Source organism: Paenibacillus sp. P5_B5, assembly GCF_056400365.1.
In genome coordinates this window covers 80,248-101,876 of sequence record NZ_JBFULK010000004.1, presented here as the reverse complement: position 1 = coordinate 101,876, position 21,629 = coordinate 80,248, and the positions used below count along the sequence as shown (strand labels likewise).

At 41.4% G+C, this 21,629-nt stretch carries 16 protein-coding genes and 1 other annotated feature; of the genes, 1 reads left to right on the top strand and 15 read right to left on the bottom strand.

Annotated elements, in window-relative coordinates:
- Nucleotides 1-69: 69 nt before the first annotated feature.
- The 5 genes from murC to AC1DOK_RS06910 all read right to left on the bottom strand — a co-directional run bounded on the left by murC (nt 70) and on the right by AC1DOK_RS06910 (nt 8,299).
- Complete coding sequence (murC, locus tag AC1DOK_RS06930; RefSeq protein ID WP_477553517.1) at nt 70-1,446, bottom strand: UDP-N-acetylmuramate--L-alanine ligase; 1,377 nt, start codon at nt 1,444-1,446, stop codon at nt 70-72.
- Between the two features lie 8 nt (nt 1,447-1,454).
- The gene (locus AC1DOK_RS06925; RefSeq protein WP_477553516.1) at nt 1,455-2,831 is read right to left on the bottom strand and encodes a bifunctional folylpolyglutamate synthase/dihydrofolate synthase; all 1,377 of its coding nucleotides are present in this window, start codon (nt 2,829-2,831) and stop codon (nt 1,455-1,457) included.
- Nucleotides 2,832-2,837: 6 nt separating this feature from the next.
- Entirely contained in the window at nt 2,838-5,507 is a 2,670-nt protein-coding gene (locus tag AC1DOK_RS06920) for a valine--tRNA ligase (protein WP_477553515.1), read from the bottom strand.
- A 44-nt stretch (nt 5,508-5,551) separates the two neighbouring features.
- Nucleotides 5,552-5,846, bottom strand: a binding site (T-box leader).
- Nucleotides 5,847-6,071: 225 nt separating this feature from the next.
- Nucleotides 6,072-7,325: a LysM peptidoglycan-binding domain-containing protein gene (locus AC1DOK_RS06915; RefSeq protein WP_477553514.1), complete on the bottom strand. Its 1,254-nt coding sequence runs from the start codon at nt 7,323-7,325 to the stop codon at nt 6,072-6,074.
- Between the two features lie 98 nt (nt 7,326-7,423).
- On the bottom strand, nt 7,424-8,299 hold the full coding sequence (locus AC1DOK_RS06910) for an RluA family pseudouridine synthase (RefSeq protein WP_477553513.1): 876 nt from the start codon (nt 8,297-8,299) through the stop codon (nt 7,424-7,426).
- 265 nt (nt 8,300-8,564) lie between these two features.
- Between AC1DOK_RS06910 and AC1DOK_RS06905 the strand changes: the two genes are divergently transcribed.
- Nucleotides 8,565-9,683 (top strand): phosphodiester glycosidase family protein, encoded by a 1,119-nt coding sequence (locus AC1DOK_RS06905; protein WP_477553512.1) that lies wholly within the window; start codon nt 8,565-8,567, stop codon nt 9,681-9,683.
- Nucleotides 9,684-9,706: 23 nt separating this feature from the next.
- Here AC1DOK_RS06905 and hemL read toward each other — a convergent pair whose 3' ends face one another.
- The 10 genes from hemL to lonB form a co-directional block, all read right to left on the bottom strand.
- Entirely contained in the window at nt 9,707-11,014 is a 1,308-nt protein-coding gene (hemL, locus tag AC1DOK_RS06900; RefSeq protein WP_477553511.1) for a glutamate-1-semialdehyde 2,1-aminomutase, read from the bottom strand.
- A gap of 85 nt (nt 11,015-11,099) precedes the next feature.
- Nucleotides 11,100-11,933, bottom strand: a complete 834-nt coding sequence (locus tag AC1DOK_RS06895) for a DUF2785 domain-containing protein (RefSeq protein WP_477553510.1) — start codon at nt 11,931-11,933, stop codon at nt 11,100-11,102.
- Nucleotides 11,934-11,955: 22 nt separating this feature from the next.
- Nucleotides 11,956-12,753 (bottom strand): uroporphyrinogen-III synthase, encoded by a 798-nt coding sequence (locus tag AC1DOK_RS06890; protein WP_477553509.1) that lies wholly within the window; start codon nt 12,751-12,753, stop codon nt 11,956-11,958.
- 137 nt (nt 12,754-12,890) lie between these two features.
- On the bottom strand, nt 12,891-14,246 hold the full coding sequence (hemA, locus tag AC1DOK_RS06885; protein WP_477553508.1) for a glutamyl-tRNA reductase: 1,356 nt from the start codon (nt 14,244-14,246) through the stop codon (nt 12,891-12,893).
- A 54-nt stretch (nt 14,247-14,300) separates the two neighbouring features.
- Entirely contained in the window at nt 14,301-14,834 is a 534-nt protein-coding gene (locus tag AC1DOK_RS06880) for an S-adenosylmethionine decarboxylase (protein WP_477553507.1), read from the bottom strand.
- Nucleotides 14,835-14,990: 156 nt separating this feature from the next.
- Entirely contained in the window at nt 14,991-15,392 is a 402-nt protein-coding gene (speD, locus tag AC1DOK_RS06875; RefSeq protein WP_477553506.1) for an adenosylmethionine decarboxylase, read from the bottom strand.
- Between the two features lie 339 nt (nt 15,393-15,731).
- A complete protein-coding gene (locus tag AC1DOK_RS06870) occupies nt 15,732-16,319 on the bottom strand; it encodes a non-ribosomal peptide synthetase module (protein ID WP_477553505.1) in 588 nt (195 codons plus the stop codon).
- 343 nt (nt 16,320-16,662) lie between these two features.
- Nucleotides 16,663-17,274 carry a ribosome biogenesis GTP-binding protein YihA/YsxC gene (gene yihA / locus AC1DOK_RS06865; protein WP_477553504.1) on the bottom strand — a complete coding sequence of 204 codons (612 nt, stop codon included), beginning with the start codon at nt 17,272-17,274 and terminating at the stop codon, nt 16,663-16,665.
- Nucleotides 17,264-19,609 (bottom strand): endopeptidase La, encoded by a 2,346-nt coding sequence (lon, locus tag AC1DOK_RS06860; protein WP_477553503.1) that lies wholly within the window; start codon nt 19,607-19,609, stop codon nt 17,264-17,266. Before lon ends, yihA begins: the two co-directional genes overlap by 11 nt.
- Nucleotides 19,610-19,775: 166 nt before the next feature.
- Nucleotides 19,776-21,491 (bottom strand): ATP-dependent protease LonB, encoded by a 1,716-nt coding sequence (lonB, locus tag AC1DOK_RS06855; RefSeq protein WP_477553502.1) that lies wholly within the window; start codon nt 21,489-21,491, stop codon nt 19,776-19,778.
- Nucleotides 21,492-21,629: the final 138 nt, after the last annotated feature.

The following is a 21,629-nucleotide window of genomic DNA, read 5'->3' as shown; positions in this document are numbered from 1 at the left end:
TCCGTATATACGAAGTAAGGGATGGCTTCTAGTTGCATTCATTAGAGACTATACGTAGATCCTAACTATTTAAACAATATCTTTGAGTTTCTTAGCCAAACCGGCTGCTGCCTTCCAAATATCTCCTGCACCCATCGTAAGTACAAGATCACCTTGCTTCACATGATCAATCAAATAAGCAAGAACTTCATCTCGTGTCGGAATGTAGTTCACATTCTGATTGCTGTTCTTGTGGATGAGCTCCGTAAGCTTCTCTGACGAAATTCCCTCAATCTGCTTCTCACCAGCAGGTGAATATATATCAGTAATAATAACTTCATCTGCTTCAGCGAACGCCCGAGAGAATTGATCGAATAAATAGAAGGTTCTTGTGTACCGCTGCGGCTGGAACACCGCAATAATATGTTTACCCGTTGATTTAGCAGCTGCAATAGTCGCTTGGATCTCCGTAGGATGATGAGCATAGTCATCAATGACGAGAATATCATTTTCTTCACCAAGCACCTGGAATCTTCGCTTAGCGCCGCGGAAATCTTTGATTCCTTCGGCGATTTGCTCAAATGTTAAGCCAGATTCTAGGCAAGTTATCACCGTTGCCATTGCATTGTATACATTATGCGTACCTGGAACTGACAATACAATTTTACCAAGCAGCTTTCCATGATGTAGAACATCAAAGGATACCTTACGATCTCCTAATTCAATATTGCTCGCTACATAATCCGCTTCATCATGAATACCGTAAGTGATTACTTCTGCATGAATATCGGGAATCATTGCACGTAAATACATATCATCCCCGCATACGATTGCTTTGCCGCCTTCTTTAACCTGGCTCAAAAACTGCGCATAAGCCCGCTTCAAGTTCTCGAAATCACCATTATAGTTCTCCAAGTGATCTGCTTCGATATTGTTTACAAGAGCAAGGTAAGGATGATATTGCAAGAACGTACCGTCGCTCTCATCCGCTTCAGCTACAACATATTCACCCTTACCAGCTTTAGCATTTGAACCAATATTCATGATCTCTCCACCGATAATATAAGTCGGATCTGTATCACAATTCTCCATTACGAGTGCAATCATCGAGGAGGTTGTTGTCTTCCCGTGTGCCCCAGCAACAGCAATTCCTTTACGTGCGTTCATGAGTCTAGCTAGCATCTGCGAACGGTGTATGATTGGAATATTACGTTTTTCCGCTTCCACAATCTCAACGTTATCTTTGGATAGGGCTGTCGAATAAACGACTAGATCAGCATCTGTTACATTATGTGCTTCGTGACCGATATACACGTGCGCACCTTTTGCTTTAAGCTTCTCTGTTAATTCCTGTTGCGCTAAATCGGAACCTGATACTTTAAATCCCATTTCAAGCATTACTTTTGCAATCGCGCTCATTCCGTATCCACCGATACCGATAAAATGTACATGTTCTGATGTATTCAAACCACTGTTCACCATCCCTTTTCAGAATCGGCAGTATGTAAAATCCAAGAGCGAACATCGGAAATTAGATACAAAGTACCTGATACAACCGCTAAATCTTCTGGTTCAGTTCGATTTAGCAAAGTATCAAGACCAGCTTTCCAATTCGTTTCGATCGTTACTTCGATGTTCAAATTCATCTCGTCTATTAAATCGCGCACTTTAACCGCCAAACTTTGCGCATTTTCTTTCTTATGGTAGTCCGGTTCAGTAACCACTAAAGTATCCACTATTGGTAGTATATGCCTGAGATATCCCGGATGATACTTCGTTGAAATCATTCCGATCATAAAATGAAGTTTTTTATACTTATAAGTTTCCTTTAATGCGGATGCTAATGCTTCTGCACCTTCAGGATTATGTGCACCATCAATGACTACACGCGGATTGTTCGCAATTAACTCCAATCTGCCAGCCCAATGTGTATCCTTCATCGCTTGATACAGATCTTCCTCTTCCACGATCAAAGCACTATATTGACGCAATATTTCGATTGTCATCAAAGCTGCAGATACATTCTTCAATTGATGCGCACCATTCATGGCAATCTCAGCATTTAGATATTCTCTAAAAGGACCTTTAAAATTAAATAATTGCTTATTTTCTTCTGTACTTAACTTTTCATACTGAAATTGGCTTCCTAATAAATACAACGTAGCTTTACGACTGCGAGCAACCTCCTGAATAACCTCAATTGCTTCTGGCGATTCAGCTGTGCACACAACAGGAACACCTGATTTAATAATGCCGGCTTTCTCAGCAGCAATCTTACTAATCGAGTCACCTAGAATATCCATATGATCATGACCAACATTCGTAATCACTGAAACTACTGGATTCACAATATTCGTTGAATCTAGTCTTCCACCTAATCCAGTTTCCCAGATCACATAGTCAGGGTAAGTCATTTTGCCATAGTACATAATAGCTAAAGCTGTGCATACCTCAAACATCGTTGGATGTCCTAATTCTGTCGCTCCAACTTGTTCTATTAGCGGGTACAATTGGTTAGAAAGCGTCAGTAATTGCTCTTCTTCGATGTCTTGACCATTATATTGCATGCGATTCGTAAATTTCTCGATGTAAGGGGACGTGAACGTCCCCACATCGTATCCAAGTGCAAGTAGTGACTTAGTTAAGAATGCACATGTTGACCCTTTACCATTCGTACCAGCAACATGAATGAACTTCAACCTACGCTCGGGATGTCCAAGCAAATCCATTAGCATTTCCATCCGCTTGAGCCCTGGCTTAATTCCGAGCGGTACTAAATTAACAATCCAATTCACTGCGTCGTCATAATGCTGAAAAGGCACCGAAGAGGAATCAATAGATTTTGTAGACATGAGACATCATCCCTTCATTTCTGCAAGACGTGTAATCACTTTCTCACGTTTGTCAGCATAATCAGCGAGCTTGGCTCTTTCTTCCTCAACAACTGACGCTGGTGCTTTAGCCATAAACCCTTGGTTCGCTAACTTCTTCTCGATCCGTTCTACTTCTCCATTAAGGCTAGCGATTTCTTTCTCAAGTCTTGCAATCTCTTGATCGATATCAATTAGTCCAGCAAGTGGGAAGAACATCTCAACACCTGTAACAACAGCTGTCATCGCTTTATCTGGCGCTTGAAGACTTGTATCAACCTCAAGCTTTGATGTGTTACAGAAGCGTTGAATATAATCCACATTGCCTGTTAGAATTTGACGAATTTCTCCGTTAGATGGTTTAATCATCAACTCAATTTTCTTGCTCATAGGCACGTTTACTTCGGCACGAATGTTTCTTACCGAACGAATAATATCCATTAAGAGCTCCATCTCAGCAACAGCATCTGGTGCCTCAAACTTAGCTTCATAAACAGGCCATGATGCAAGTGTAATCGTTTTGCCTTCATGCGGCAAATGCTGCCATATTTCCTCGGAAATAAACGGCATGAACGGATGAATCAGACGTTGTGTTTGATCAAGAACATACGCAATAACGGATTGTGTTGTTTTCTTCGCAACTGCATCTTCGCTATATAGGCTTAGCTTACTGAACTCAATGTACCAATCACAGAGGTCATCCCATATGAAATTATAAAGTACACGTCCAGTTTCGCCAAACTCATACAAATCGATCAGACGAGTAACATCCTTAACCGTTTCGTTCAAACGATGAAGAATCCAGCGATCCGCTGTACCCAGCTTACCACTTAAATCTATGTCGTCAACTGTAAACCCTTCAAGATTCATTAATGCAAACCTAGAAGCATTCCAAATCTTATTTGCAAAATTTCGTGCCTGCTCGACTCGTTCCCATCGGAATCTTAAATCTTGTCCTGGACTTGATGTAGTTGATAGCATATAGCGCATTGCATCTGCCCCATACTTCTCAATTACTTCCTGAGGGTCAACACCGTTGCCCAGCGATTTGGACATTTTGCGACCTTCTGAGTCACGCACAAGTCCATGCATCAGTACATCTTTGAATGGAACCTGATCTGTAAATTCCAAGGCCGTGAAGATCATCCGAGCTACCCAAAAGTAAATAATATCAAACCCTGTAACAAGAACGCTTGTTGGGTAAAAACGTTGTAAATCCTCAGTATTGTCTGGCCAGCCTAGTGTTGAGAACGGCCATAAACCAGATGAGAACCAAGTATCAAGAACATCGTTATCTTGCTCGATATTGGCCGATCCACACTTCGAACAGCAGGATGCGTCCTCACGTGCAACTGTAATTTCACCGCAATCCTGACAATGCCATGCAGGAATACGATGTCCCCACCATAACTGACGAGATACACACCAGTCACGTACATTCTCAATCCAGTTCAAATAAGTTTTCTCAAAACGATCAGGTACAAAGTTAACACCATTACCTGACTTTTGTGCTTCAATGGCTTTCTCCGCAAGCGGCTTCATGCTAACGAACCACTGTGTAGACAGATAAGGTTCAACAACTGCTCCGCTGCGTTCAGAATGGCCAACCTGATGCATATGTTCTTCTATTTTGATAAGTACGCCCTGCTCTTTAAGATCAGCAACGATTTTCTTGCGGCATTCAAAGCGATCCATACCTTGATAAGGACCTGCATTTGCATTCATCGTCCCTGACTCGTCCATAACAAGCACGCGAGGCAAGTCATGACGTGTACCAACTTCAAAGTCGTTCGGATCATGTGCTGGTGTAATTTTAACTGCCCCTGAACCAAATTCCTTCTCTACATATTCATCCGCAATAATCGGAATTTCGCGTCCGATGATTGGCAGTACAAGCGTTTTGCCAATGAGATCCTTATAACGCTCATCCTCAGGATGAACCGCAACCGCAGTATCACCTAGCATTGTTTCTGGTCTTGTTGTTGCAACTACGATCGCTGCAGAACCATCCTTCGTTTTGTATTCCAAATGATAAAGCGCACCTTGCACTTCCTTATATTCCACTTCAATATCCGATAAAGCTGTACGAGCTTGCGGGTCCCAGTTGATAATGCGATTGCCGCGGTATATCAAGCCCTTTTCATATAGTTTAACGAATACTTCACGAACTGCTTTAGACAAGCCTTCATCTAGTGTAAAACGCTCCCGAGAGTAGTCAAGTGAGAAACCCACCTTCGCCCATTGCTCATGAATCGTATTAGCGTAGTGATCCTTCCATTCCCATACCTTCTCTAGAAACTTCTCGCGTCCAAGATCATATCGTGATAAACCTTCTTCACGAAGCTTTTGCTCAACCTTCGTTTGTGTTGCAATCCCCGCATGGTCAGTCCCTGGAAGCCATAATGTATCGTAACCCTGCATACGCTTTGTACGGATCAGAATGTCCTGTAAGGTACAATCAAACGCATGACCAATATGGAGCACTCCCGTCACGTTTGGCGGCGGTATGACGATTGTGTAAGTCTCTGCATCCTTACGTTCTCCTGCTTTAAAAAAGTTGTTGCTCATCCAATAATCGTACCACTTCTTCTCCGTGCCTTTCGGATCATAGGTCGTTGGCATCGAAGTCAGATTATTCTTTGACTGCTCTTCGTTCATTTCACAAACCCCCGTTTAATTAAAAATAAAAAAACCTCTCGTCCAATAAGGACGAAAGGTTTATCTTCCGTGGTACCACCTTTATTCCATACCTCTTACCTTAGCGTAATAAACCGCTACAAAGAAGTATAGCACTTAGTAACAGATAACGGCTGCAACCGGTCAACGCTACTGCTCAGCTCTCTAATCGGTATAACCTTAGTTGATCAACCAATTATTGGGTTCACGTTAACTACTCAAGGGCGACTTCAATCGGTTTGTTTCCTGCGGAATCTTGCAGCGATTCAATTCCGCTCTCTGAAGGGCTTACCGTCTACTACTCCCCATCTTCGTATGTTGTATTCACCTTATTATAGTTCCCATTCTTACCATATGATAACCATATTTGTAAGGTGAGTCAATACATTGTCCATTTCTTCTGACTTATAATGCTCGGCAACGCAAAGAGCCTTTGGCTTATCTGGAAGAAACGATTTCACCGTCTTAGAGACGGTGACGCTTCTTCAGGTGAATAAGAACTCTTATTCACGGGCCAAAGACTCCTATGTACATCTGCCGAGTAAGCTATCTTGGAATATATATAATTTGACCTGTCTGTACATCCACAGCAGGTAATTTATTAAACTGCTGAAGCTCACGCTCATTAACTCCATATTTACGTGCAATTCCTTCAAGTGTTTCTTCCTTCTGGATTATACACATCTTCACTCTACGGAACTGCTGATTATCCGCATCCTCACGTAAGAATAGTTTACGCCATTCCACAGAATCCGTACGTAAAGTTTCCTGACCCGCTCCAGATTGAGATCCACTATTCGCATCTTGATCAGAATAGTTACTTGGTCTGAGTAATGACTTAATCCCAACAGTCTGCTCATCGACAAAGGGCTCTTCTTTGCTTCTGCTCCCGAGCGCAATTTTCATTTCCTTAACCTCTTCTTGCACTGGAATAACTGGAGCTGCAAACTGAGGTGATAGTTGATTGAATTCATCCTGCTGTTCAACCTCATTAACCTCATTAGGTTCATTAGGTTCATTAGGTTCATTAACTTCATCAAGTTCATTAACTTCATCAAATTCATCATGCTCATCATTAACCTCATGATGGCGAACTTCCTCATACACATAATTAGGAGCAACATAAGATGTTGTATAAGCATTTTTCTGCTCCATATATGCCTTAGGGTAAGCCACCTCTGGTTCGATCACTTCATGAATTTGCTGTTGCCACAAGTGATTCGCTTGTAAAGGCTGTGGTAAATCAGCAGCTCTTATCTCTGCTTCAGGACGTATTTCTACGGGCTGTGGTACATCAGCAAATGGGTGAGCCTCAGATGCTTGATGCGAGAATGTCATTTCTTCTTCAGCTGACCAAGGATCATGAAAGGATAAATCCGATCCGTCAGCATTCTGTTCATAGGGCGTCTCGTGTGCAGCATGTAAGGTCAAATCACTTGGAACCTCAACTCCATGCAGAGACAAGACACCAGTGACATTCAGGTTGCGGGTGGATAAAAGCTCCACGTCAAAATTTTCGATTTCAACTAAAATGTCTGATAAACTATTGATTCTGCTCATTGGCAGTGTGATCTCTACTGGAATTAAATGCTCCAGCGTTCGTTTATCGTTCGTACCTTCGCTAACATATTGACCGGTAAGTAACAAATTCCCTCGAAGTAGTGCTTGTTCGTCTTGTGCAATAACTTGAATATGCGGAATTAGCTCCGCTTCATGTAACTCACTAACCCCAATCGCATCGTCAGCTAAATGGATACGTTCATAAATATCAAATCGTAAGCCCTTGCTCTGTTCAGTCAAAGCAACCCTCTCCTTCCTTTCGTCCCGATATCCATCATCTATAGAATTATATGTAAGGGGGAGAGAAGCATGACTATATTTTTGTTCTTGTCCTTAGACTAGCTCATGAATTGCTCAAGAACTTGATTCAAATCTTGCGGAAGTGGCGACTGTACTTCTATGAATTGTGTGGTTATAGGATGATGAAATGATAGTTTATAACCATGTAAAGCTTGCCTTGGAAGGAGCTTATCACTTCCTCCGTAAAGCTTATCACCGATAAGTGGATGGCCTAGATAGCTTAGATGAACGCGAATTTGATGGGTCCTTCCTGTCTCTAGCGTAAGCTCAACAAGCGCTGCTTGATTGAATTGCTCTAGAACAGTGTAATGTGTAACCGCCGCATCTCCAGTTGGAGACACTCTCCGTCTTGCTTTATGATGACGATCTTTACCTATTGGCTGATTAATTATGCCTCGACGTTTATTGAATTTACCTTCAGCTAAGGCTAAATAGGTCCGATTAATTTCTTTGGCTCGCATTTGTTCATCTAACAGCTGATGAGCCCATTCATTCTTGGCATACAGCACTAATCCCGAAGTATCGACATCAAGGCGATGAATATGTCTAATCCGGCAGGCTTGTCCTGTTTCTTCATAATAGGCCGCAACTAGACCAGCTAAAGTACCTCTTTGCCCTTCTGAAGTCCCATGTACTGGCATACCTGCAAGCTTCACCACAACCAAACAAAAATCGTCCTCATATGCGATAGCTAGCTCACCCCATTCTGCAACCACTGAGGGTGAATCATGCTCTGGTGCAAATACATGCAGCAACAAACGTGAGCCTTGTAAACGAATACCATCATTTGATTTTAATTTATTCCAGTACTTAGGTAACATCGGTACAATTTCTTTCACCGATTCATATGACAGTTCAATAGGTGCTGACAGCGTAATGGATAACCATTCGCCTTTACGTGTATAAGAGTTCATAATTCCCGTCCTTTATCTTCAATATAAATCTCCTCATATATCATCTATTTGAATCAATTTCATAACTGATCTAAATGGTTATATTGAAACTATATATAGACAAATTAAAGCGTTTTGATCTTTATATAGTCCAGATTGAAGCAGCTAAAGTATTATGAAATTGATTCATTTACCATTTGTTTATAGCATTGCCCATGTTAAAATTCATTATTAGATCAAGAATGATATTTTATAAATAAACAATAGATTAATAGGAGAGAGACAATTGTATACATTTACAAAAAAGCACAAGCAAACTCGTCACTGGGGATTTTGGAAACGATCTATGCTCGTACTTTCAATCTTTACATTTCTTGTATCTAGTTTTATGTACCTAACACCGGCAGGTGAGAAAATACGATTATTCCTTGCAGATACAGTCATCACAACTCAACATCGCAGTTGGGCTTGGATCTTGGTCGGCGCTAAAAAGCGAGATGAAATGGTCCAAGCTCTCCATGATACTAGTGAGCTGAATGCTGAGGAAAAGCAAAACCTAGATGCTATTAGGCTTAGTCACACAAAAGATAAGCTAGTTCAAGTAACAGATATATCAGGAACCTATTGGAAAGGGAAAAAAATGATCGTCTCCGATCCCAAAGCGATTCGTGTAGTTGTTCCAAATCACAAGGGTGAAGGTGAACACATATCCTCAATGGTCACTCGAACTGGTGCAATTGCCGGTGTTAACGCCGGTGGATTCGTTGATCCTGAAGGACTCGGAAATGGATTTGCTCCAATCGGTACAATCATGTCTGGTGGTGAGTTCCTTTATACGGATACAGATTCAACCACCAAACAACATATTGTTGGCTTTACGGATGAGGGCACACTGGTGATTGGTAAGTATTCAGCTAATGAGTTAAAATCCATGAATGTCCAAGAAGCCGTATCCTTCTATCCACGTGTTATTGCAAACGGCAAGCCACTGATTACTGAGGGAGATGGTGGTTGGGGACGTGCCCCGCGTACAGCTGTTGGACAACGAGCTGATGGTACAGTTGAGTTCGTCGTCATCGATGGCCGCCAAAATAGCAGTATCGGCGCAACCTTACGTGAAGTACAGGATCTCTTACTTGCAGATGGATGTATTAACGCAGGCTTCCTGGATGGCGGTGCTTCTTCTGAGCTCGTCGTTGATGGCAAAGTCGTCACCAATCCATCGTCACGATATGGAGAACGGCGACTCCCTTCTGGATTCCTCATTTTCGAAAATCCAGACAAAGTGAAGGTCGACAATATTTGGAGCGGCGAGACGCAAATTGATCCAGGTGGTCGTTACGATCATCCTGACTACATTAAAGAGCAGGAATCGAAGAAAAATTCAAAGAAACCACAAGCTTAATAAATAATCTAGAAGCTAGTCCTTTATAGGGCTAGCTTCTTCATTGCATTACGATGTGCTTCAATTGTAAGTTCAATGTCTTGATCTGAATGCGCAGTGGAAACAAACATACCTTCAAATTGTGAAGGCGCAACTGAAACACCAAGATCGAGCATATGTGTGAAATAGCGATTAAACAGCTGGAGATCTGATGTTCTTGCTGTATCAAAGTTGAACACATTTTGATTTGTAAAGAATGGACAGACCATAGAACCGATTCGGTTAATGGTGCATGGTACATTAAATTCTGCTGCATTCTCCGTAAACCCTTGTTCGAGTCGAGCTGATTTCCGCTCAAGCTCCTCATATACACCAGGCTCTCCAAGCAATTGTAGCGTTGTTAGTCCCGCGATCATAGCAAGTAGATTTCCAGATAATGTACCTGCTTGATAGATCGGTCCACTTGGTGCCATTTGCTCCATGATTTCACGCTTTCCACCATACGCACCAACAGGCAATCCACCACCAATCACCTTACCAAGGCAAGTTAAATCAGGATCTATGCCAAATCGACCTTGTGCACAGTTTAAGCCAACTCGAAAACCAGTCATCACTTCGTCGAAAATAAGTAATGCGCCATATGTACGTGTTACTTCGCGTAATCCTTCTAGAAATCCCGGAAGCGGCAGAACAACGCCCATATTACCAGCAACAGGTTCAACAATAATCGCGGCTATTTCTTCTCCAAAACGTTCGAATGCGAGCTTAACCGCCTCCAAGTCGTTATAAGGCACAGCGATCGTACCACCAGCAACACTATCTGGAACACCAGGTGAGTCCGGTAAACCCAGCGTCGCAACACCTGAGCCTGCTTTAATTAATAGCGCATCAGCATGGCCATGATAGCTACCTTCAAATTTAAGAATTTTATTCCGTTTGGTATATCCTCTTGCTAACCGTAAAGCGCTCATGGTAGCTTCTGTTCCAGAGTTCACCATTCGCACAATATCCATCGATGGCACCCGTTCTGTCACTAGCTTCGCCATCTCTGTCTCTACAAGCGTTGGTGCACCGAAGCTTGTCCCCTTCGCTGCTGTCTCCTGAATCGCGGCGACGACCTGTGGATGAGCGTGACCAACGATTAGAGGTCCCCATGAACATACATAGTCGATGAACTCCTGTCCATCGATATCATAAACATGTGAGCCGAGGCCTCGCTCAATATAGAGTGGCGTAACACCTACCGACTTAAACGCTCTTACAGGCGAATTTACTCCTCCCACCAAATAACGTTTTGCTTCTGCGAATGCTACCGAGGACTTATCGTCTTTTCTTCCTATATGTTGTTTCATCTAGCTGTCATCTCCTACACACAAATTGTTATAATCCTTCCCTCTAGCATACGCCAAGCGTAGTCATCTCTCAATAGATCTAGCTTTATGTCCCAATTTCATTTAAAACATTCTCAGCCTTATGAAGAACATGCTTATATTGATCATCGTTTCTAATCCTAAAATAAAGACTTCTTAAGAAGTTTTTGATGTTGTTCTTTAGTGTATAACGATCTAAATATTCGGTACAATTACGAAGATGCTCTAGTAATTCTTCTAACCAATCTTGTATGACTACATCCTCTAGGAGATTGCGATTAAGAATATTCACAACAGCAGTAACGATCCGTTCATCTTCATTATCTCTATACACAGCCCTTGAGTAGCATATCTTAGTTTGTAGAACCTCTAGAATGGAGAGAAGATCGTCACGATCAATTTCTTTGCATTGCGCTAATTCATCCAAAGCATCAGCTGCATGTGCAATCGCGTGTGCCCAGCCTAGCTCATCTACATAACCCCGATGATCCCTCTCATCAATGAGATATTGAATCGTGAGTCTATTAACATGCTTAATTTCCTTATCTTGAAGAAAGGGAGAACGTAGATGTACACCAATAATTAGTGGAATCATCAGAACCGAGAATGCTCGTGTAAAAACAGAGTTAGTATCTATCTCTCCTAGTCGATAGTATAAATGCTGATCATCTATACTAATCGACAATAGTTCACGTAACTCATCGAACGTAAACCTATCACTTGAAATCCAATTGGCCATAATAGAATAAATAAGCTCATCACGTAAAACTGGATCAGGTGAACCGATATCTTGCATCATCTGTTTAGCAAGTTCAAAAGAATCAGTACCTTCTGGTACTTGGTATTCATTCAACTTAATTTGGGTTAGCGTTTCTTTTAATAACTGATTGGCTATAGTCATACAATGGTATCCTCCAATAATTCTATTCTTTCACTAACTCTATCAAACTTTGAACAAGTCCAGGAATTGTATATTCATGTGCGGTAACAGAGATATGAAGACCTAATTCACTTGCTGTATCCGCCGTTTTGTTACCGATACATGCGACGTCGATATGCTGCAGAAGTTCCAAAGGTTGATCAACTCCATAGGAGCGCAGCGCGGCAAATAAATTACGAACTGTAGAAGAACTCGTAAATGTAAGAATATCAATCTCCTTATTCCGTAGTAAATCAATAATTACTTGTCCATTCTCTGAGCTTGGAACATTCTCATAAACAGTCACTTGTGTAACGTTAAGTCCAAGCTCTCGCAATTGCCCTGCAATAATGGTTCGTGCAATATCAGCAGTCGGTAGGAGTGCTCTTTGCCCCTCCTGAATATAAGGCTTCAATGCACTTACTAAACCTTCGCTCACATATTCGTTAGGTAAAATTTCAGGAATCAAGCCATAACTCTGAAGCACCTCAGCTGTTTTAGGACCAACTGCAGCAATTCTTGCCCCTGACACTGTTCGTAGATCAACCTTCAATTGATGCAAACGACGAATAAAGAATTCTACCCCATTCACACTCGTAAAAAATATCCAATCATACTTAGGCAGTTCATGTATCGCTGTGTCAAGTTGATGGAGTGTATCAGGAGCCGATGGTTGTTTAAAAGAAATGACCGGATATTCAATCGGCTGCCCTCCTAATTCCTTGATGGCATTCGATAACTCGCTCGCTTGTGTTTGAGCACGAGTTACAAGAACTTTACGGCCTAATAATGGTTGCTTCATAACAAGTTACTCCTTTCATGAGTGCAAGCACCTTCCTGACATGTATAGCCCTCCGAAGTGCGACTGGCTGGACAATATAGGATGATGTAGATCGACTTCTAGAACAGCTAATGCGAACGGCTACTGGGGTCTACAGATTAGATTCGGACAGCAGTTCTTGCCAAAGTCATAAATAGGTCATAGTCCTTCTCCATCACATTCTCTTGACTCTGGTCATCAGAGTTCAATAACTGCTCCAGTGCGAATATTTTAGAGAAATAATCCAGTGCTTCTTCTCGATCCTGCCCTGCTGACATTTCTTTGATTCGTAGAATTGGATCTCTCATCATTTGATTAACAATACTCTTGGTTAACTTGTGAATCACTTTAATTTGGTGTTCATCCAAATCAGGTAATTTGTTGATTAAGCTCTGCATGGTTTCTTCATGAATCATAGCTGATTTTGTTTGGAGTGCTTGAATGATTGGACTTACACCTAATGTTCGAATCCAAGTATCAAATGCATCCATCTCCACACGGATCATTTGAAGAATTTTGTCTGCTTCCTTACGACGATCCTGCAAGTAATTCTCGATCACCATTTCCAAATCATCCACGTTATACAGTTGTACATGGCTAATCTCTTTTACCTTAGGATCAATATCACGAGGAACTGCAATATCTATCATCACTAGAGGGCTTTCTTGGCGTAGCTTAACCGCCGCTTTAACCATGTCCGCAGTAATGATGTAGCTATCTGCACTTGTACACGAGATCACAATATCAACATGACTTAACTGCAACGGCAGCTGCTCAAATGTACAAGCTTCACCACCAAATTGCTTAACGATTTCAATTGCCTTATCAAGCGTACGATTAACGACAATCATATGATTTACTCCATGATAGACCAAATATTTTGCTGCTAGCTTACTCATCTTACCTGCACCAATGAGCATAACATTCTTATCTATATAGGAGCCAATAGTACGTTTACCAAGATCTATTGCCGCCGTAGAGATGGACACGGGATTCTCACTAATTGCCGTTTCATAATGCGCACGCTTACCGAACGTAATCGCTTGCTTGAATAACATATTGAATAACACACCTGTAGCTTTAAGCTGCTGGGCAAGTAAGAAAGCATCTCTCACCTGTCCTAAAATTTGCGTTTCTCCAATTACAAGCGAATCCAGTCCACTTACAACTTTAAGCAAATGACCTACTGCATCTTGCATGGTGTAGGTATACAAAAAAGGCTTAAATTGTTCTCTTGGCAGCTTAAACCATCTTTCCAGAAAATTCCGTATATAATGAGTGTAACGTTCCAGCTTGTCTACAACCAAATAGATCTCAGTACGATTACAAGTGGTAACAATCACACACTCTAGAATGCTAGTCGTGTCTTTTAATTGAAGCAAAGCCTGGCTTAGCTCGTCTGCCTTCCAAGTGAATTTCTCCCGAATTTCAACAGGAGCTGTCTGATAATTCAACCCGACGACTACTACATGCATGAACTTCTTTCGCCTTCCTTTCCAAATCCATCCTTAATTATAGCATATCCAAATTTACTTCGGAGCTTTCTTCTGAATGAGACTGTGAAGCTTTTCATCTAATTCCTTAAGCTCTTCATTCTGTAAGGAAAGTAGCTCTCCATTAGAATTTAACAACCTGCTATACACCTTTACTAACTCACTGAACACTTCACTAATTTCACCAAAGAAAGCTGATTCTTCAGCCAATAACGGCCTATTACCACCGATTTGTAATCTTGTTATGTATTGAAGCACAATAGGCAGACTGTCCAAATTATGTAAATCATGATCTGTAAAGGCGAGCGTTAGCCTCTCATGCGTATAGCTAGCAGATGACACACTGTTCTTTAATGGCTCGAGACCACTAGTCGAATCTAATTGTTCCGATTGATGGAGCAATACATTCAAGAGCTCTATTTGAAAGGACGAAGCCTGGTAGAGCAAATAAGTAGCCCGTTCTGGTGCTTGCTTAGAGCTAAATAGCCCTAAGATCTGATAGACAAACCCAATTAAGACTAGGGCCATAACGCCATAACCAATAAGACTACCTAATTTTCTTTTTTTCACAATTTCATCCCCCTACAAGCTTAGATCTATAAATTGTTCTCGTTGTACCATTGTATGGATGAATTAAACAACAAATAACCAAGAGCTCCATTCGTCATCACGAATGGAGCTCTTGGTTATTTACTCTATTTACATGTCCGCAAAACAAAACTTGTACTACTTGACAAGCTCAGCTTGTTTCATCATTGGTGTTTCAACTTGAAGCTCGCCCATTCCGCGAATCAACTTCTTCGCATGAACAGTTTCTGGATTTAATACGGATACCATATGATCGATTGCTAGCTGTGGATCTACTGTTTCTCCACATGTATAGCAATCCAGGGCTGCAAAGCCTCTCTCAGGATACGTGTGGATAGAGATGTGACTCTCTGATAGAAGCACCAATACGGTTGCTCCTTGTGGCTCAAATTGCTTGGATTGAACAGATAATACCGTTGCTCCGCATACTTCAGCTGCTTCCACCATTTGTGCTTGGAGCCAATCCGCATTATTAAGCAGATTAAAATCAACACCCCAAGTATCTACAGCAACGTGTCTTCCGAAAGTTGAATATTCCATCTCTCGGTTCCCCCTTCCTAGGAATAAAATGTTTGAACAAATTTCATCCGCTAGGACCTACGTCATTCACTTCTCTCGAGGGAAAAATCTCTCGCAACATTCCATGTCCTGAGTGAATCCTGGTTCCTATATATTGTTTTCAACGAAACTAAAAATAACATCTATTTATCAGAATTGCAATACTTATTTTTTGGGAATTTATATCTACCATATGATATATAAGTCACACACGTGAATTAGACACCTTAATTATTTTTTCTAACTGCTAGAATATCTGCAACTTAGATGATTTTGTAAAATCAAAAAAAGAGCTCCATAAGGAGCTCTTAACTAACTTCATTAAACTTCAAGTATAAACAAACGATGCGTTAATTTACGCAACCGCTCATCGATATCAGCTAGGATCATCGTTTCTTTCAGATCATTACGAATATCTAACAAGTGATTGATTTGTCCACGAATGGACTCAATTTCTTGCTCTGCTGTTTGGCTGAGAAATATTTGTTCTAATTGTCCAAGTGTATCTTTATATTGATATATTAATTTACGTGAACCATTCTTCACTTCTTCGATACGAACAACAGCACCTCGTTCATATTGATAAACGACCATGTAATTCGTGTAAATACGGTTAACAGTCGCAGAACCCTTATATTCTGTAACAGCTTTGCGCATCAAGTTCACTAACCGAGTATCACGCAATCGGCAATTGCCACTGCAAACATAATTACCGGACTCTTGTTCGAACGAAAAATTAATTTCTTGATCCTTGTCGTCTTGGAATACGACCTCCTGATTCCCATTCTCGAGTACATGAATTTGTAGGGTGACGCCATACTCCGAAAATTTATTAATAAATTTTGATAATTCGACTTCCGTTAATTGCAGGCAGGTTTTGACATACTCAGTCGCTAACCGTTGTGCCATGGAAAATCCCTCAATTCTTTATTTGGAAACGAGCTTCTTGCTATTTGATCAGTTAAAACAATATACACTTTATTGTTATGTTTCATATTATACTACATCAGCAAGGATTATTCCTGCACAACCGAATAGTAAAAACAGGCGAATTCCGTAAAAATCAGCCATATAACTGATTTCTTATTAAGTTTTTTGTAGTTACCTCATTTTCCTCTCACTCATTCTTCCTTTCCCGTTTGCTTTCCTCAAGAATATAACAAAAAGCATATACTTTCTTTGTATAAATAAAAACGATCGCTCCCTAGTATACCAATACCAGTTTGCGATCGCAGCTTATTTATAACATAACCTATTCCGTCTTATCTATCACACTTTCATAGCCTATCTTCTCTTCTATATAGCTCCATAGCTCATCTTTGCCCATGCCTGTATCAGATGAGAATAAAATTAAAGTCTCCCCTTGCTCCATCCCAAGTGTCTCACGAACGACTTTGGCATGCTTCTGCCATTTACTCTTAGGAATTTTGTCCGCTTTGGTTGCAACTACAATCCGAGGCGTCTCATTCATCTTCAGCCAATCATGCATCGCTTGATCGTCTTTGGATGGTGGGTGCCTCAAATCAACCAGCTGCATCACAAGCTTAAGCTCTTCACGCTCCCGCAAATAGCGTTCAATGAAGACACCCCAACGAGCTCTCTCAGTCTTCGACACCTTCGCATACCCATACCCTGGCAAATCAACAAAATACAGATCCTGATTAATAAGATAATAGTTCAATGTCTGCGTCTTTCCAGGCTGTGAGCTTGTACGAGCTAAGTTCTTCCGAGAGATCATCTTATTAATGAGCGAGGATTTACCGACATTTGAACGCCCTGCCAAGGCTACTTCTGGCAAGGCGTCAATTGGATATTGACTCGGCTGAACAGCCGATATAATAAATTCAGATTGATTAACTTTCAATTATATTGCCTCCTGTTGTTACAAGTGCATGCTTCAACACCTCATCCATATGACTTACAGGAATGATAGTCAAATCTGCACGTACACTTTCTGGAATTTCCTCAATATCTTTCTCGTTGTCCTTCGGTACGAGGATTTTGCGAATTCCAGCCCGATGTGCTGCCAGTGCTTTCTCCTTCAGTCCACCGATTGGCAACACGCGTCCACGCAGCGTAATTTCACCTGTCATCGCAACTTTTCTTGAGACAGGAATATTACTTAGTGCAGAAATTAGCGCTGTACCAATAGTTATCCCTGCAGATGGACCATCTTTTGGGATCGCTCCTTCTGGTACGTGAATGTGAATGTCGCTTTTCTCATGGAAATCTGGTGCGATCCCAAACTCTTCTGCACGTGATCTTGCAAAGGAAAATGCAGCTTGCGCTGACTCCTTCATCACATCACCAAGCTTACCCGTTAAGGTCAATTTGCCGCTTCCGGGTAATACGGTTACCTCGATCGTCAATGTATCTCCACCAACTTCAGTCCAAGCGAGTCCTGTTACTGCACCTATTTGGTCAATTTCTTCGGCTGTTTGATAACGGTACTTAGCAGCTCCGAGGAGTTCCTTCAGATTATCACGCTCCACCTGAACGATCGCACTTGAATCTACTACAATTCGCTTCGCTGCCTTACGACAAAGAGAAGCAAGCTGCTGCTCTAAGCCACGAACTCCTGCTTCACGTGTATAATCGCGAATGATCTGCATAAGCATCTCATCATCAATTGTTAACTGATTCTCATTCAAACCATGATCACGAAGCTGCTTAGGAAGCAAATACTTCCGTGCAATTTGTAGCTTCTCTATTTCGGTATAGCCCGGGATATAGATCATTTCCATCCTGTCTAGAAGCGGACGAGGAATGTTATGAACAGCATTCGCTGTTGTAATAAACATAACATTGGATAAATCAAACGGAACCTCAATAAAATGATCGCTGAACGTATTATTTTGTTCCGGGTCAAGTACCTCTAGTAAAGCGGCACCAGGATCCCCGCGGAAATCCATCGCCATTTTATCAACTTCATCAAGTAAAAAGACTGGATTCTGCACACCAGCATTTTTCATTCCTTGAATAATTCGACCTGGCATTGCACCCACATAGGTTCTTCTATGACCACGAATTTCAGCCTCGTCTCGAACACCGCCGAGAGAAATACGAACAAATTCACGTCCCATTGACTTAGCAATGGAGCGAACAATCGAGGTTTTGCCGACACCTGGAGGACCAACAAGACAAAGGATCGGACCCTTAAGCTTATTCACAAGCTTCTGCACAGCTAAATATTCAAGTACACGTTCTTTAGGCTTTTCTAGGCCATAATGCTCTGCATTCAATATTTCTTCGGACTTAATTAAATCAATATCATCGTCAGTTTTATTGGACCAAGGCAAGGTAAGTAACCAATCAATATAATTGCGAATGACACTGCCTTCAGCAGATGTTGAAGGCATTTTCTCCAGACGATCAATTTCTTTCTCGATTTTCTCATGCACTTTATCTGGTAATTCCGCATCAACAAGCTGGGAACGTAACTCTTCAACTTCACCAGCGCGGCCTTCTTTATCGCCTAATTCCTTCTGAATTGCCTTCATTTGCTCACGGAGATAGTATTCTTTCTGTGTCTTCTCCATTTGCTTCTTGACGCGCTGATTAATTTTGCGTTCAAGTTCAAGCACTTCACGTTCATTATTTAATATCTCTAATAGCTTCTCAAGACGCTGACGAACATCAATAGTCTCTAGAATTTCTTGCTTATCTTTAATTTTGAGAGATAAATGTGATGTAATCACATCTGCAAGTCTTCCTGGCTCTTCAATATCCGATACTGCTGCAAGTGTCTCAGGCGTTACTTTCTTAGAGAGATTAATGTAATGCTCAAACTGATTCAGAATTGTACGCATTAGCGCATCCGTTTCTGGATCTGAATCCTCTTGCTCTGCTAATTCTTTAACTGATACTTCGTAATATTCGTCATTGATTAGATATTCCATAATCTCTGCACGCATTACACCTTCAACCAGCACACGAATCGTACCATTTGGTAATTTCAACATCTGTCTAACCTTTGAAATTGTCCCAACTCGATAAATGTCTTCATGTGTAGGTTCTTCTATATTCACCTCGGATTGAGAGCATAGCAGAATTAAGCTCTCATCGATCATTGCGTGTTCGAGCGCACGAATCGATTTTTCTCGTCCCACATCCAAATGAAGGACCATGCTGGGATAAACGAGCAAACCCCGGAGTGGCAATAAAGGCAAACGGCGCGACTGATTTTTATTCGATCCCATGTAACAGCACCTCCACTGATTTAGCCGCCTACTGTAGCTGTTGTAGTAGCTAATATTGTATCAAAACTACTAACAAAACTCCAATTTTGCAGTTTGGATCAGCAAAATCACTCGAGCAAAACAATATAATTTCTTTAACATGAACTTTTTTTGCTTTTGTTTTAGTTTAAGAATCTATGGCTCCAGGCTGCTCAGCGTGAAGAACAGTAGAAGAAGTTAATCTGTCTCCCGCACTTGGCATAACGATAATATTAGATTCAGATAGGGTTTCAAATCCTAATACTTGTTTAAGCAGTTGTTCGATCGAATCCACTGGGACTACTTCCACGTCAGGTAAATTCGCGAATAGCTCCTGCCAATTCTCCCTTGGAATAAACACCTTTGTTGCCCCTGCTTGGAATGCTGCCTCCACTTTAGCAACAACTCCGCCAACAGGCTTAACCTTACCATGGATACTGATTTCACCAGTCATCGCAATTCGATTACTCACAGGTGTTCCGCTAATCGCTGAAGCAATTGCAACAGCCATTGTTACACCAGCCGATGGGCCGTCAATCGGTATCCCCCCAGGAAAGTTAATATGTAAGTCATAGTGATCTGTCTCATAAGCAAGTCGTTTGAGCACTGTCAACACATTCTCCACAGAGCCTCGCGCCATGCTTTTGCGTCTTAACGTACGTGAACCTCCACCCATTTCTTCTTCATCAACAATACCCGTTATTGTAAATTTACCTTGTCCTTTAACAGCTGCTGGAATTGCGCTAACTTCAATCTCCAGCAATGTACCTAGATTAGCTCCATATACAGCTAGACCGTTCACAAACCCTACCTGTGGTTCAGCAGGCACCTTTTTCTCTGGTCTTGGAGGAATCTGAGATGAATTAACTACCCATTCAATATCCGCTGGTGTAATCTCTTGTCTTCCTTCTGTAAGTGCTACCCCTGCTGCAAGTTGCATGATATTAACCGCTTCACGTCCATTTGTTGCATATCTTTTGACTACCTCTATTGCTAATTCATTTTCGGGTAATCCGATTTTTGTCAAAGCATTAGTCGCGATAGCGCCAATCTCATCTGGTAATAATGGACGAAAGAAAATTTCCATACAGCGAGACCGAATAGCAGGTGGAATTTCACTTGGCATACGAGTCGTCGCACCAACCATACGAAAATCTGCAGGTAAACCATTTTGGAAAATATCATGTATATAGCTTGGTATATTCTGATCCTCGGAATTATAGTATGCACTTTCCATAAACACTTTACGGTCTTCTAGCACTTTTAATAACTTATTCATCTGTACAGGATGTAATTCGCCAATTTCATCAATAAATAGAATACCACCATGTGCCTTAGAAACAGCTCCTGGTTTAGGCTGTGGTATTCCCGCGGCTCCCATAGCTCCAGCTCCCTGATAAATAGGATCATGAACAGAGCCAATTAACGGATCAGCAATTCCACGCTCATCAAACCGCGCTGTTGTCGCATCAATTTCCGTGAACTTAGCTTCAGAACGAAATGGAGACTGAATGTTCTTCTTCGCTTCTTCTAGAATGACACGAGCTGCTGCAGTCTTCCCTACACCAGGAGGACCATAAATTAATACATGCTGAGGATTAGCTCCACATAATGCAGCCTTCAGAGCTTTAAGCCCCTCTTTCTGACCAACGATATCAGATAGTGTTTGCGGTCTTGTCTTCTCAGCTAGTGGCTTCGTCAGAGAGATCGATCGCATTTTACGCAGCTTATCCATTTCCTTCTTAGACTCTTTATCGACCGCAGACCGATTCGTCTGTTGATTACGCAGCAAATTAAGAAAGTAAAGCCCAATTATGATCGCAAAAAAGAACTGCACCACCATAACAACTACACTTAAATTCATCCTGTTCCCTCCTAAAAATCCACTAAAAAATATTTAACTTCTCATAATTGCTAGTATAGCCTTTGTGCTCAATCCATAATCAAAAAATTCACACCTTCAAAGTGAATGAGGAAGTTCAAATCGAGTTACTATAAGAGA